13 protein-coding genes are annotated in these 13,485 nt (G+C 64.1%); 5 read left to right on the top strand and 8 right to left on the bottom strand.

Translation table 11 applies throughout. The features are described 5' to 3' along the window. Nucleotides 1-52 precede the first annotated feature (52 nt). From ATK23_RS02870 to ATK23_RS02880, 3 genes are read left to right on the top strand one after another with little or no spacing between them, the layout of a single operon-like run. On the top strand, nucleotides 53-697 hold the full coding sequence (locus ATK23_RS02870; RefSeq protein ID WP_083515376.1) for an NUDIX domain-containing protein: 645 nt from the start codon (nucleotides 53-55) through the stop codon (nucleotides 695-697). After that, nucleotides 694-1,617 (top strand): site-specific tyrosine recombinase XerD, encoded by a 924-nt coding sequence (gene xerD / locus ATK23_RS02875; protein WP_066137497.1) that lies wholly within the window; start codon nucleotides 694-696, stop codon nucleotides 1,615-1,617. The genes ATK23_RS02870 and xerD overlap by 4 nt, the downstream gene beginning before the upstream one ends. Beyond that, on the top strand, nucleotides 1,617-2,120 hold the full coding sequence (locus ATK23_RS02880; RefSeq protein ID WP_100339236.1) for an 8-oxo-dGTP diphosphatase: 504 nt from the start codon (nucleotides 1,617-1,619) through the stop codon (nucleotides 2,118-2,120). Before xerD ends, ATK23_RS02880 begins: the two co-directional genes overlap by 1 nt. On the opposite strand, the gene ATK23_RS02885 is transcribed toward ATK23_RS02880, so the two are convergent. From ATK23_RS02885 to ATK23_RS02910, 6 genes are all read right to left on the bottom strand, one after another. Continuing rightward, a complete protein-coding gene (locus ATK23_RS02885; protein ID WP_066137503.1) occupies nucleotides 2,117-2,347 on the bottom strand; it encodes a helix-turn-helix domain-containing protein in 231 nt (76 codons plus the stop codon). The two genes, ATK23_RS02880 and ATK23_RS02885, sit on opposite strands and share 4 nt — an antisense overlap. Then, a complete protein-coding gene (locus ATK23_RS02890) occupies nucleotides 2,347-2,844 on the bottom strand; it encodes a DUF2975 domain-containing protein (protein WP_066137506.1) in 498 nt (165 codons plus the stop codon). The genes ATK23_RS02885 and ATK23_RS02890 overlap by 1 nt, the downstream gene beginning before the upstream one ends. Before the next feature lie 152 nt (nucleotides 2,845-2,996). After that, complete coding sequence (locus ATK23_RS02895; protein ID WP_066137507.1) at nucleotides 2,997-4,136, bottom strand: bifunctional 2-methylcitrate synthase/citrate synthase; 1,140 nt, start codon at nucleotides 4,134-4,136, stop codon at nucleotides 2,997-2,999. 95 nt (nucleotides 4,137-4,231) lie between these two features. Continuing rightward, entirely contained in the window at nucleotides 4,232-5,161 is a 930-nt protein-coding gene (prpB, locus tag ATK23_RS02900; RefSeq protein WP_038990328.1) for a methylisocitrate lyase, read from the bottom strand. Between the two features lies 1 nt (nucleotide 5,162). Beyond that, on the bottom strand, nucleotides 5,163-6,680 hold the full coding sequence (locus ATK23_RS02905; RefSeq protein WP_066137509.1) for an MmgE/PrpD family protein: 1,518 nt from the start codon (nucleotides 6,678-6,680) through the stop codon (nucleotides 5,163-5,165). Beyond that, nucleotides 6,677-7,330 carry a GntR family transcriptional regulator gene (locus ATK23_RS02910; protein WP_066137511.1) on the bottom strand — a complete coding sequence of 218 codons (654 nt, stop codon included), beginning with the start codon at nucleotides 7,328-7,330 and terminating at the stop codon, nucleotides 6,677-6,679. The genes ATK23_RS02905 and ATK23_RS02910 overlap by 4 nt, the downstream gene beginning before the upstream one ends. 187 nt (nucleotides 7,331-7,517) lie before the next feature. Between ATK23_RS02910 and ATK23_RS02915 the strand changes: the two genes are divergently transcribed. Continuing rightward, nucleotides 7,518-9,434: an AMP-binding protein gene (locus tag ATK23_RS02915; protein WP_066137513.1), complete on the top strand. Its 1,917-nt coding sequence runs from the start codon at nucleotides 7,518-7,520 to the stop codon at nucleotides 9,432-9,434. A 12-nt stretch (nucleotides 9,435-9,446) separates the two neighbouring features. Here ATK23_RS02915 and ATK23_RS02920 read toward each other — a convergent pair whose 3' ends face one another. Both ATK23_RS02920 and ATK23_RS02925 read right to left on the bottom strand, forming a co-directional pair. Then, nucleotides 9,447-10,196 carry a response regulator gene (locus ATK23_RS02920; protein ID WP_066137515.1) on the bottom strand — a complete coding sequence of 250 codons (750 nt, stop codon included), beginning with the start codon at nucleotides 10,194-10,196 and terminating at the stop codon, nucleotides 9,447-9,449. Between the two features lie 15 nt (nucleotides 10,197-10,211). Beyond that, nucleotides 10,212-11,909 (bottom strand): sensor histidine kinase, encoded by a 1,698-nt coding sequence (locus ATK23_RS02925; RefSeq protein ID WP_066137516.1) that lies wholly within the window; start codon nucleotides 11,907-11,909, stop codon nucleotides 10,212-10,214. Nucleotides 11,910-12,086: 177 nt separating this feature from the next. Here ATK23_RS02925 and ATK23_RS02930 point away from each other — a divergent pair, with 177 nt between their 5' ends. Next, nucleotides 12,087-13,385: a cation:dicarboxylate symporter family transporter gene (locus tag ATK23_RS02930; RefSeq protein ID WP_066137518.1), complete on the top strand. Its 1,299-nt coding sequence runs from the start codon at nucleotides 12,087-12,089 to the stop codon at nucleotides 13,383-13,385. Nucleotides 13,386-13,485: the final 100 nt, after the last annotated feature.

Here is a 13,485-nt window from a genome sequence, read left to right on the forward strand (position 1 = left end):
CTGTTTAAGCTGGAAAGTAACGACCAGCTTTTTCTACCGAAGGACGATCCTCGTGCCGCTGCATCCGATAGCCGATGAATTCTCACCGCGTGAATTGCTGAACCGCGAAACCGTGTACGAGGGCCGCATCTGGGACGTCATCCATGACACCGTGAAGCTCTCTGAATCAGGGGCGACGATCGAACGCGACTACATCAACCACCCCGGTGCGGTCAGCGTGCTGGTCATGGACGCCGAGGAACGCATCTTGATGGTCAACCAGTACCGCCACCCGGTCGGCATGCGCCTGTGGGAAATCCCGGCCGGCCTGCTCGACGTAGCTGGCGAACCGCCGTTGGAAGCCGCCAAGCGCGAATTGTGGGAAGAAGCGGACCACACCGCCGATCACTGGTCGATCCTCACCGATGTCTTCTTGAGCCCGGGCTCGTCGGCCGAGGCCGTGCGGATCTACCTGGCACGCGATGCGAAGCTGGTCGCAGCAGACCATCGCCATCAGCGGACCGAAGAGGAAGCCGAAATGGTCAGCACCTGGGTTCCCCTGGAAGAAGCCGTTGCCGCGGTGCTGGCAGGAAAGATCCATAACCCCACCGCGACCATCGCCATCCTGGCCGCCCATGCCGCCCGCGCCAACAAGTACCTCGACCTGCGCGATGCGAACGAGCCATTCGACGTGCACCCGTACCTGCGCGAACGATGAGCAACCGGTTCGAAACCCCGCTCAAGCGCTACCTGCAGCATCTGGCGATCGAGCGCGGGCTGGCCGAGAACACCTTGGCGTCCTACCGCAGGGACCTGACCCGATACACGGATGCGATGCAAGCGGCAGGCATCGCGCAGCCGCAGCAGATTACCGAGGCAGCCATCAGCGGCTACTTGCAGGAGCTCTCGCGCGGAGACGGAGAGCATCAGCCGTTGAGTACCCGCTCCGTCGCACGCCACTCGGTAGCCATCCGCCAGCTGCACAAGTACTGGGAGCTCGAAGGGATCTGCGCGCCGAATCCTGCCCGCGAGATCCAGCCCCCGGCCATCGGCCAATCCCTGCCCAAGGCAATATCCATCGACCAGGTCACCCGGATCCTCGAATCGGTGAGCATCGAAACCCCTGCCGGACTGCGGGACCGGGCGATCCTGGAATTCTTGTACTCCACCGGCGCACGCATATCCGAAGTCGTGGACTTGGATGTCGATGATCTGCACTTTGCCGACGATGCCGTGGTGCGCTTGTTCGGCAAGGGATCCAAGGAGCGGGTGGTTCCGGTCGGCAGGTACGCCCAGCGTGCGGTCAGCGATTATCTGGTACGTGCTCGTCCCGGGCTGGCCGCCAAGGGAAAGGGCACCCCGGCATTGTTCCTGAACCAGCGCGGGGGACGGCTCTCGCGCCAATCGGTATGGCTGCTGCTGGCCAAGGCGGCCGAACGGGCCGGGATAACTACCGAGGTCTCTCCGCATACGCTGCGCCATTCCTTCGCCACGCATTTGCTGGAGGGCGGAGCAGATGTCAGGGTGGTCCAGGAACTGCTGGGGCATGCATCGGTCACCACCACGCAGATCTACACCAAGGTCACCGTTGATTCGCTGCGCGAGGCCTACCAGTTGGCCCACCCGAGGGTGAACTAGTGGCGGGCCGCCGGATGCCCGGTGCCAAGCAGGTAGCCCTCGTTGCCCTGTTGCAGGAACGCGCCGGTCGCCTGCACGCGCTGCTCGGGCGCAAGCGCCGCGGGTTCGGCAAGGGAAATATCGTCTTGCCCGGCGGGAAGATCGAGCCCGGAGAGCGTGCTGTGCAAGCGGCCATCCGGGAATTCCGCGAGGAAACTGGCCTGGTGCTCGCACCGCAGGAACTGGAGCTTGCGGCACAAATCAATTTCCGATTCCCAGCTCAGCCGGCAGCCGACATGGAATGCGCAACCTTCATTGCTAGGCAAGCAACGGGCCAGCCGGAAGCCACCGAGGAACTGGAGCCGCTGTGGGCAGATCCGGATGCCCTGCCGGTCGAGCAGATGTGGCAGGATTCCCCGTTGTGGCTGCCCAAGCTCGTAGCCGGTGGGAATTTCACCGTTGAAATCGTGCTGGCGCGGGACAACATTTCGGTGCAGGAGATCAGCTTCGAGAACTGGGACTAGCTATCGGCCAGTTGCCCGTCTTCGCCGGGTTCAAAGACCAGCAGGTCGCCTGGCTGGCAATCCAGCTCTCGGCACAGCGCTTCAAGGGTGCTGAAGCGTACCGCCTTGGCACGCCCATTCTTGAGCACAGCGAGGTTGGCCGGGGTAATGCCGATGCGTTCGGCCAACTCGCCGACGGCCATTTTACGGCGGGCCAGCATCACGTCGATATCTACGCGGATTCCCATCAGATGACGCCGCCCAGCTCGGTCCGCAGCTCAGCTGCCTGTGCCTCGGTCATCGCGGCTTGCGCGAGCAGCTGGCGCAGCACGAGCACGATGATGCTGATCCCGATCATCAGCAGCCCGGCTCCGCCAACGAGGAGGACGACCCCAGGGGCGATGTCGGTGCTCGCGGCAAAGATGGTGCCGAGTGCGAAAGTGGCAAGCGCACCAACCGCGAAGGCGACGATGATGGGGGTGACATAGCCCAGCGACGCGGGATCGAAGACGGTGCCGCGCTTGACTCTCGTAGCCAGTTTCCACACGCTGTAGACACAAGTTTCAATGACCAGTCCGGCGAGAATCAGATAGCCGAGGAAAGCGGCTTGGAAGAACTTGTCGGTGCCGTTGCTTGGCGATTCATGGATAAGGATCATCGGTATCATGAACAGCTGCACAAAGAGCGTTCCGGCCAGGATGACGGCGAGAACTACCTTCAGGCCGATAATGATGTATTTTCCCATGGCGAGGACCTTATCGTTCTTCGAAATGTTTCTATCGTTAAACGATAGGGTAAGAGGTCTGCGACGGCAACTCCGGATATCTTGGGCATGCGAATGGCCACGGGCTGACGCGCTTGCGCCATTCCCGTGGCCATTGCCAGGAAGCGAAATTCTTACAGCGAACGCTGCTCCACGCCGTTGTAGGCCGAAAGCGGGCGGATCAGCGCGTTGGCTGCGCGCTGCTCGAAGATGTGGCTGGTCCAACCGGTGATGCGCGCCGCGATGAATATCGGGGTGAACATCTCGGTGTCGAAGCCCATCAGGTGATACGTGGGACCGGCAGGGTAGTCGAGGTTCGGCTTGATGGCCTTCGCCTCGTCCATGGCGGCCTCCAGGCCGTCGTACAGGCCCAGCATTTCATGGCGGCCATAGTGATCGATCATGCGATCCAGTGCGGCCTTCATGGTAGGCACGCGGGAGTCGCCGTGCTTGTAGACGCGGTGGCCGAAGCCCATGACCTTCTTCTTGGCGGCCAGTGCTTCTTCCATCCAGGCCTTGGCACGCTTGGCGGCATCCTCGCGGGATTCCTCCTTGTCGATGCCGATCTCGTTGAAGGTGTGCATGACTGCTTCGTTTGCGCCGCCGTGCAGCGGGCCCTTCAGTGCACCGATCGCCCCGGTGACTGCCGAGTGCAGGTCGGAGAGGGTCGAGGTGATCACGCGGGCGGTGAAGGTCGAAGCGTTGAAGGAGTGCTCCGCGTAGAGCACCATGGACACGCGGAAGGCGTCGACAACCTCTGGGGCCGCTTCTTCGCCGAAGGCCATCCACAGGAAGTTCGAGGAGTAGTCCAGATCCTCGCGTGGAGCCACGGCATCCTGGCCGCGGCGGCGGCGCTGGTCGTAGGCAACCACTGCAGGGAAGGCGGCGAACAGTTCCTTGGCCTTGAGCAGCTCAGCCTCGGGGGAGGAGTTCTCGGCCTCGGGGTGGTTGGCGCCGATCACCGAGACCGCGGTGCGGCCCACGTCCATCGGGTGGCAATCGGTTGGCAGCAGGTCGATGGCTGCCTTGACGCGTGGGTCCAGAGCGCGGTTGGCCCGCTCGAAAGCGCAGAACTCGGTCAGTTCGCTTTGGGTTGGCAGCTCGCCGGTCCAGAGCAGCAGTGCCACCTCTTCGAACGACTTGTTCGCGGCCAGGTCCTGGACGGGGTAGCCGCGGTAGAGCAGCGAGTTGGTTTCTGGATTGACCTTGGAGACGGCGGTGTAGTCAACGACGACGCCTGCCAGGCCCTTCTTGATTTCCTCGGTGGCAGTCATTCTTGCTCCTCTTCATTGCCGGAGAATAGTAATGCTTTGGATTGCGCCGGCCAGCGGGTGCCGGCCGGCGCAGATGGTGCTAAATGCTTGCGAGCCTAGAGGTTCGCGCTGTTGGAATCAATGTCCAGGGTCGGGACCTGGAAATTGAAGATTCCGGTATCGAAGCGGTTGTAGGCCTCGTAGTCCACGAGCTCGTACAAACGTGACCTAGTCAACATGTTATCCACTTCGCGCTGCTGGGTGCCATCTTCGCTGATGGCATCCAGTACGCGTTCAGCGGCGCCCATGGCGCTGCGCAGCAGGGTGACCGGGTAGATGATCAGCGCGACGCCGGCATCTGCCAGTTCCTGGCGCTTGAACAATTCCGACTTGCCGAACTCGGTCATGTTGGCCAGCACCGGCACGTCCACCGCGTTGCAGATCGCCTCGAACTCGGCGACGTTCTTCATCGCCTCCGGGAAGATCGCGTCCGCTCCGGCATCGACCATCGCCTTGGCGCGATCGACTGCCGAATCCAGGCCCTCGACCGCGCGGATGTCGGTGCGGGCCATGATCAGGAAGTTCGCATCGATGCGCGCGTCGGCGGCGGCCGCGATGCGCTTGAGCATGGTTTCGGTATCCACCACGTTCTTGCCATCCAGGTGGCCGCAGCGCTTCGGGTTGAACTGGTCCTCGATGTGGCAGCCCGCCAGGCCGGCGTATTCCAGTTCCTGGATGGTGCGGGCCACGTTCATCGGCTCGCCGAAACCTGTATCGGCATCCACGATCGACGGCAGGTCGGTCATGCGGGCGATCTGCCCGGCGCGGGTGGCGACCTCGGTCAGCGAGGTCAGGCCGATATCCGGCAGGCCCAGGTCGTTGGCCAGCACCGCACCGGAGATGTAGACGCCGTCGAAGTTCTTCTCGCTGATCAGCTTGGCCGAGAGCGGGTTGAAGGCTCCGGGGAACTGGCGGGCAGCACCCGGGGTGAGCATCTCGCGCAGCGCGGCGCGCTTTGCATCTGGAGTTTTGGTTGAATACAGCATCTTAGAACAGGCCCTTCGGTGCGGCCGCGGTGTCGATGACGCCTGCTGCGGCCTGGATGTTCAGCTGGTCCAGTTCGCCGGCGGCCAGGTTTTCCAGGTTCTCGGCGGCCGCGATGAAGCGGTTGATCTCTGCCTCATCGACCAGGCCCTTAGCCAGGGTGCGGAACTTGTTGATGTACTGCTCGCGGGCGAATGGACGTGCGCCCAGCGGGTGCGCGTCGGCCACGGCGATCTGATCGGTGATCACGGTGCCGTCGTTCAGGGTGATTTCCACCGAACCGCCGAAGGCCTTCTCCGAGATGTCCAGCGAGTGGTAGCGGCGGGTCCACTCGGCGTCTTCCTCGGTGGTGACCTTGTTCCACAGCTCAACGGTATCGGCACGGCCGGCGCGCTCCGGCGAGTAGGAATCCACGTGGTGCCAGGCGCCGTCCTGCAGGGCGACGGTGAAGATGTACGGGATCGAGTGGTCCAAGGTCTCGCGCGAAGCGGTCGGATCGTACTTCTGCGGGTCGTTGGCGCCGGAGCCGATGACGTAGTGGGTGTGGTGGCTGGTCTTGATCAGCACCGACTTCACGTTCTTCGGGTCGGTGGCTTCCGGGTGCTCGCCGTGCAGCTTGCGGGCCAGGTCGATCCAGGCCTGCGCCTGGTACTCGGCCGAGTGCTCCTTGGTGTAGGTGTCCAGGATGGCGCGCTTGGCTTCGCCGGCCTCTGGCAACGGCACCTCGTAGGCGGCATCCTTGCCATCGAGCATCCAGGCGATGACGCCGTCTTCGCCTTCGTAGATCGGCACCGGGGAGGTCTGGCCGCGCATGGCGCGGTCGGCAGCCTCGACGGCCATCTTGCCGGCGAAGGCCGGGGCGTGGGCCTTCCAGGTGGAGATTTCGCCCTTGCGCGACTGGCGGGTGGCTGTGGTGGTGTGCAGGCCCTGGCCCACGGCCTGGAAGATGGTCTCGACATCGAGTCCGAGCAGGGTGCCGATGCCGGCGGCGGCCGATGGGCCCAGGTGCGCTACGTGGTCGATCTTGTGCTTGTGCAGGCAGATGGCCTTGACCAGGTCCACCTGGATTTCGTAGCCGGTGGCGATGCCGCGGATCAGGTCCTTGCCCGATGCGCCGGTGTGCTGGGCAACGGCCAGGATCGGCGGAATGTTATCGCCAGGGTGGGAGTACTCGGCGGCCAGGAAGGTGTCGTGGTAGTCGAGTTCGCGCACGGCCACGCCGTTGGCCCAGGCGGCCCACTCGGGGGAGACCTTCTCGGAAATGCCGAACACCGAGGCGCCCGCCCCGCCGGTGGATGGGGCGTGGGCCAGCGCCTGGGCGCGGGCCGCGACGATCGGGCCGCGGTTCAGCGACGCGATGGCCACCGAAGCGTTGTCGATGATGCGGTTGATGATCATTTCGGTCACTTCGCTGGTGACCTCTACCGGATCGGCGGCAACGGTGGCGATCTTATGCGCCAGCTGGTCTTCGCGAGCCAGGTTTTCCTCGGAGCGGTATACGCGTACTGGGTGGTTGATCATGCTAACTGCCTTTCTGATCCGACCGCGTGGGTCATGATGTGGGTGAAGGATTCGTGCAGGTGGACTGTGGTGGCCGCGGCTGCGACCTCCGGGTTTCCGCTGGCGATCGCTCGTGCGATGGCCGCATGCTCGGAAGCGGAAGCCTTGAGCCTTTCGGGATTGTCCTTGGCCAAGCGCCGCACCCGTTGCAGGTTCACCCGCAAGGTGCGCAGCGCGTTGGACAGGTACTTATTGGCGGCTGCTTCGTCGATGGACTCGTCCAGCAGCTGCACCAGCTGGTAGTAGGACTCACGGGATCCGGGAAGTTCAACTTCCTTGACGGCTGCTTCAAAGCGGCTAGCCAGCTCGTTGAAGGCAGATCGCCGCGTCGACTTGGCAGCTTCGCGTGCGCTGGCGCATTCCAGCGCCACGCGCAGAACGAACAGGTCTTCTACGTGGTCTTCGCTGACCTCGGACACGACAGCGCCGCGTCCGCGTTGCTGCACCGCCAAGCCGTCGGCAACCAATCGCCCCAGGGCCTCGCGCACCGGAGTGCGGGAAACGCCCAGGCGTTCGGACTGCTCTACTTCGGCAAGGACTGTACCTGGAGCCAGCCGCCATTCGACGATGTCGGCGCGGAGACTCTCGTAGACCTTATCGCTTGCTCTCATGGCTCCAGTGTATACATGAAACGCGAAAATATGGGAGAGGGATCCAATTTATTTGGAATTTTTTCGAAATCTGTATACAAATTAGTTGCGATCATGTGATCGCACTCATACAGTTAATGCCAAGAGGACGACCTCAACCACCACGCAGGTGCCGGGTAATGACGCCCGGGGCCAGGAGGAGAGAACCATGGTGCAGGAATACCGCCAGGCCTTTGAGCAAGCCACCAATGACCCAGCAGCATTCTGGCTGCAAGCCGCCAGGGATATCCGATGGGACAAGGCACCGCAGACGGCGCTGGACGATTCGCGCAAGCCGCTGTACGGCTGGTTCCCGGATGGCACGCTGAACCTTTCGGTCAATGCGCTGGACCGCCACGTAGAATCCGGTCGCGGGGACAGTACCGCGCTGATCTACGATTCGGCCATGCTGGGCAGCGTCACCAAGTACAGCTACTCCGAACTGCTGCGCGAAGTGGAAATCTTTGCCGGCGTGCTGGCCGCACGGGGCGTGAAGACCGGGGACCGGGTGCTGATCTACCTGCCGATGATCCCGCAGGCGGCTATCGCGATGCTCGCCTGCGCACGCCTGGGCGCGATCCATTCGGTGGTCTTCGGCGGGTTCGCGCCCAAGGAACTGGCGGCACGCATCACCGACTGCGCCCCGGTGGCGATCGTCACCGCCTCGGGCGGCATCGAGCCGAGCCGCCGCATCGAATACCTGCCGGCGGTGGCCGAGGCGCTGAGCCTGGCGGAGCCTGCGGTCAGGGACGTGATCGTCGCCCGCCGCGATGGCTTCGAGCACTCGCTGGATGAATACCAGGGCAAACCGGTCAACGGGCAGCAGATCAATTGGCTGGACTGGGAGGAGCAGGCGAAGACCGCTTCGCCGGCCGGGCCGGTATCCGTGCCATCCACCCACCCGCTCTACGTGCTCTACACCTCGGGCACCACCGGCGCGCCGAAGGGCGTGGTGCGCGATACCGGCGGCTACGCCACCGCGCTGCAGTTCTCCATGAACGCGATCTACGACGTGCATCCGGGCGATACCATGTTCACCGCCTCCGATGTGGGCTGGGTGGTCGGCCACTCCTACATCGTCTACGCGCCGCTGATCGCCGGCGCCACCACGGTGCTCTACGAGGGCAAGCCCATCGGCACCCCGGACGCCGGGGTCTTCGGCCGCATCATCGCCGACCACAAGGTCACCACGATGTTCACCGCGCCGACGGCCTTGCGCGCGGTGCGCAAGGCCGATCCGGAAGGTGCGCTGATCGCCAGCCACGACCTGTCCAGCCTGCGCGCGCTGTTCGTCGCCGGCGAGCGGCTGGACCCGGACACCTACCACTTCGCCTCGAAGCTGCTGGGCATTCCGGTGGTGGACAACTGGTGGCAGACCGAAACCGGCTGGCCGATCGCCTCGAATCCGCTGGGCCTGGAGGAGCTGCCTGCCAAGGCCGGTTCGCCCACCACCCCGGTGCCTGGCTTCGACGTGCAGATCCGCGACGCGCTGGGCGAGCGGCTCGATGCGAACCAGGAGGGCAACATCGTGGTCCGGCTGCCCTTGCCGCCCGGCGCGCTAACCACACTGTGGGGCAACGACCAGCGGTTCATCGACACCTACCTGTCGCAGATCGACGGGTTCTACCTGACCGGCGATTCCGGCTACCTGGACGACGACGGCTACCTGTTCGTCATGGGGCGCACCGATGACGTGATCAACGTGTCAGGGCACCGGCTGTCCACCGGCGCCATGGAACAGGTGCTGGCCAGCCATCCCGCAGTGGCCGAATGCGCCGTGATCGGGCTGGCCGATGCACTCAAGGGCCAGCGGGCCAGCGGCTATGTGGTGCTCAAGTCCGGGGTGGACGTCGAGGAGGAGGCGCTGAAGAAGGAAATCGTCGCACTGGTGCGCCAGCACATCGGTGCGGTAGCCGACTTCCGCGAGGTCACCGTCGTCGCCGCGCTGCCCAAGACCCGTTCGGGCAAGATCCTGCGCAAGACCATGAGGCAGATTGCCGACGGCAAGGAATATTCGGTCCCTTCGACCATCGAGGACTCGGCCGTGCTCGATGAGCTGGTGCCGCTGCTTCGTCCAGAGGGGTAGATCTCGGCAGTGCTAGCCATGGGAGGCTGCCCGGTATTCATATTCCGGGCGGCCTCTCGTGCCGTGCCGGGGCTGCTTGACCACGGCCTTGGTCTCGGCCAGATGCTCCAGGTAGCGCCGGGCGGTGACCCGGGAGATGCCTAGCTCTTCGCCGAGCTCGGTGGCGGACAAGCAGGTTTCGGGCTTGCTGCGCAGATGGCTGGTGATCTGCGCCAGTGTTTCAGGGATCAGGCCCTTGGGCAATGACGCCGAGGCACTGGTGGTGCGCAGTGCGGAGAACGCATTATCCAGTGCTGCCTGGCTGGTATCCGGACCGGTGGAGCTGATCTCGGATATGAAACGCCGGTGGTTCTCCAATTTCTCGGTGAACGCCGCGAAGGTGAAGGGCTTGATCAGGTACTGGGTGATCCCGGTGGCCACGGCCGAACGCACCACCGCCAGGTCGCGTACCGCGGTGATGGCGATGATGTCGGTGGTCAACCCGTGGCCGCGCATGCGCTTGGCGACGTCGATGCCATGCAGGTCTGGCAAGGTCATATCCAGCAGGACCAAGTCGAAAGGTTCCTGCGCGGCGCGGGCCTCGGCCAGCAGCGTGAGTGCCTGCTGGCCATTTGCGGCAATGGCTCCGGTAGCGAATCCGGGCACGCGGTTGACATATTTCGCGTGGGAGGCGGCGGTTTCCGGTTCGTCGTCGACAACGAGAACCTTGAAGGTGTGCGCGGGGGATCCCGGCGCGGGCGTTCCTGCATTGGAGTCGTGCACTCGAAACCTCCCGGTCTAGTCGTTGTTTTCAAGGGGCAGGCTGACGGTGAAGATTGCACCGGCGTCGTTGTCAACATTCATTGTGCCACCTAGCCGGAGCACAGCCTGCTGCACGAGCGCCAGGCCAAGGCCGCGCGGTTGGCCACCAGCCTTCGTGCTGACCCCGAAGCGCAGCAGCTGGTCGAGGAATTCAGGCTCGATGCCGGGACCTGAATCGGCGACGGAGATGATCAGCTCGTCATCGGCCGCTGCCACTTCCACCCACACGGTCGCGTCCGCGGTGCCGGCCGAGGCATCCAGCGCGTTATCCAGCAGGTTGCCGACAATCGTGACGATATCGGTGGCGGCAAACGCGTCGCTGGGAATCACCCCCTGCGCGTTGATATCCAGCTGCACGCCGCGTTCGTTCGCTTGGGCGGCTTTGGCCACCAGCAGGCTGGAGAGGTAGACGTCGTCGATGGAATGCACGATCGCATCGGTGAGCTTCTGCGAATGCTGGCGGTCATCGACCGCGAAGGCCAGCGCCTTATCACTTTGGCCATTCTCGATGAGCGTGGCAATGGTATGCAGGCGGTTGGCGTGCTCATGGGTCTGCGCTCGCAGGGCGGTGGAGAAGGTCTTCAGCGATTGCACCTCGCCGGCCAGCTCCTGTACCTCGGTAAGATCGCGCAGCGTCATGACCTGGCCGGTCAAGGGCTGGGAGCGGAACCAGCGCACGGGCAGCCCTTCGCGCCGGGGCAGGCGTGCGTTGGCCAGGCGGGCCGGGCCCTGGGAGATGGACAGCACCGTGCGGGCGCCCAAATGGATCTCGTCCTTGCAGCTGCGTCCGGTAGCCATCAGGGTGCGCAGGGTTTCGGGGATCTGCACCTGGTCGAGATCCAATCCGCCGGGTGGAACCTCCTCGGGGAAGCCGAGCAACCGGGAGGCTTCCTGGTTATAGAGCACGATGCGGTGCCGCCGGTCCAGCAGCACCAGGCCTTCGCGCACCGAATGCAGGGCGGAGAAATAGAAGGCGTAGAGCCGGCGCAACCCGTGCGGGCCGAAGCCCAGCGTGGCCTGGTTGACGTAGCGGGAGAAGGACCATGAGCTGAAGCCGGCCAGTAGCAGGGCCAGCGCCGATACTGCAAGGATCTGCGGCAGCTCGCTGCGGTAGATCGACTCCAAGCTCTCCAGCGTGATGCCCGTGGCGACCATGCCCACCAGCTTGCCATCGTGGTACACCGGGGCGATGGTGCGCACCGAAAGCCCCAGGGTTCCCAGCGCCACCTCGTTGTAGGTCTGGCCAGCCTGCGCCTGGCGGATGCTTCCGGAATACGGCTTGCCCAGCTGCGCGGGATTGGGGTGGGTGACGCGCACGGCTTCGGGGGTCATGATCGTGATGAAATCCACGCCCTGCCCGCGGTCCAGGATCTTGTTGGTGTAGGGCTGCAGCAGCTCGGTGGGGTTCTCGCCGGCCAGCGCATCGGCCACGAAGGGGTCGTTGGCCAAGGTAATGGATATCGTGGCCACCGTGGCCTGCTTGTCATCCTGGATCACCTGCGCCTGGTGCTGGTAGGTGGCGACGGCCAAGCCCACGACGACGAGGATGACCACCAGCATCTGCGCCGCGAAGATGACTACCGCCAGGGACCAGCCATCGCGGCTCAGCGGGGCGGGGGAAGTGCCACTGCCGGTGGGCCGGGCCAGCGACGAGTCGGTGAAATGATCGGTCACTGCCTCATCTCCTCGTGCTGGTTGATCCTGGCAAGGGCCACCGCGTGACCAATATGAACGCAATGGAGATGCGGATCACTTTGCGCCGCACCATGGATACAGAACGATTCTACGTAATGCCGGCCGCGCAAGGGTGCGCCGTCCGGTTCCACACGCACACGAGGGTAGGACCACGCAATGGCTGTCACAGACCAGATGACACCGGCCGGCAATTCGCCGCAGGCCGGAACGAAGAAAAAGGACAAGACCCACTGGCTGTACATCATGGTGATTGCCGCCGTGGTGCTCGGCGCAGCGGTCGGCCTGTTGGCCCCGGATCTCGGCAAGGCGCTCAAGCCGCTGGGCACCGGATTCGTCGCGCTGATCAAGATGCTGATCGCTCCGGTCATCTTCTGCACCATCGTGCTGGGTGTCGGTTCCATCGCCAAGGCCGCGACCGTCGGCAAGGTCGGCGGCCTGGCGCTGCTGTACTTCATCACCATGTCCACCTTCGCGCTGGCCATCGGCCTGGTCGTGGGCAACATCATCCACCCGGGTTCGGGCCTGCAGCTCGAACCGTATGAGTCTGGTGCCAAGGGCGAAGAGAACTCCACCGTGGCCTTCCTGCTGGACATGATTCCGGGCGACATCCCCGTGCTGCCTACCCTGGTGCTGGCGCTGCTGGTCGGCTTCGCGCTGCAGTCCATGGGCAAGAGTGGCGAACCGGTGCTCAACGGCATCAAGCACATCCAGGCCGTGGTCTTCCGCTTGATGATGATGATCATGTGGGCTGCCCCGATCGGCGCGTTCGGTGCCATCGCCGCAGTCGTCGGTGCCACCGGCTGGGCCGCCATCGGCTCGATGGCGATCCTCATGGGTGCCTTCTACGTCACCTGCGCATTGTTCATCGTCGTCGTCCTGGGCAGCCTGCTGCGCCTGGTCACCGGCCTGAATATCTTCCTGCTGCTGAAGTACCTGGCTCGCGAGTACCTGCTGATCTTCTCCACCTCTTCCTCCGAGTCGGCGCTGCCGCGCCTGATCGCCAAGATGGAGCACGCTGGCGTGTCCAAGCCGGTTGTCGGCATCACCGTGCCGACCGGCTACTCCTTCAACCTCGATGGCACCGCCATCTACCTGACCATGGCTGCCCTGTTCGTTTCCACCGCCATGGGCATGCCGATGAGCCTGGGCGAACAGGTCGGCCTGCTGGTCTTCATGATCATCGCTTCCAAGGGCGCCGCCGGCGTGACCGGCGCCGGCCTGGCAACCCTGGCTGCAGGCCTGCAGTCGCACCGTCCGGAGCTGCTGGACGGCATGGGCGTGATCGTGGGCATCGACAAGTTCATGTCCGAGGCCCGCGCGCTGACCAACTTCACCGGCAATGCCGTGGCAACGCTGCTGATCGGCAAGTGGACCAAGGAAATCGACATGGACCAGGCCCAGGCAGTGCTGGCCGGCAACCGTCCATTCGACGAGAACAGCGTCGAAGGACACTAGTCCGCGAGGCCCTTAGCCAGGAATCCGCTATCCGACACGTTCGGGTAGCGGATTTTCTGCGTTGTGGCGCTTTCGGCAGACAGGCCCAAGCGTCGCGGCT

This window comes from Glutamicibacter nicotianae (assembly GCF_002797775.1).
Classification (GTDB): Bacteria; Actinomycetota; Actinomycetes; order Actinomycetales; family Micrococcaceae; genus Glutamicibacter; species Glutamicibacter nicotianae.

Coding starts and splice junctions, on each gene's coding strand:
- xerD (WP_066137497.1), top strand. CDS start 694: ATGAGCAACCGGTTCGAAACCCCGCTCAAGCGCTACCTGCAGCATCTG.
- ATK23_RS02885 (WP_066137503.1), bottom strand. CDS start 2,347: ATGGGAATCCGCGTAGATATCGACGTGATGCTGGCCCGCCGTAAAATG.
- ATK23_RS02890 (WP_066137506.1), bottom strand. CDS start 2,844: ATGGGAAAATACATCATTATCGGCCTGAAGGTAGTTCTCGCCGTCATC.
- ATK23_RS02895 (WP_066137507.1), bottom strand. CDS start 4,136: ATGACTGCCACCGAGGAAATCAAGAAGGGCCTGGCAGGCGTCGTCGTT.
- prpB (WP_038990328.1), bottom strand. CDS start 5,161: ATGCTGTATTCAACCAAAACTCCAGATGCAAAGCGCGCCGCGCTGCGC.
- ATK23_RS02905 (WP_066137509.1), bottom strand. CDS start 6,680: ATGATCAACCACCCAGTACGCGTATACCGCTCCGAGGAAAACCTGGCT.
- ATK23_RS02910 (WP_066137511.1), bottom strand. CDS start 7,330: ATGAGAGCAAGCGATAAGGTCTACGAGAGTCTCCGCGCCGACATCGTC.
- ATK23_RS02915 (WP_066137513.1), top strand. CDS start 7,518: ATGGTGCAGGAATACCGCCAGGCCTTTGAGCAAGCCACCAATGACCCA.
- ATK23_RS02930 (WP_066137518.1), top strand. CDS start 12,087: ATGGCTGTCACAGACCAGATGACACCGGCCGGCAATTCGCCGCAGGCC.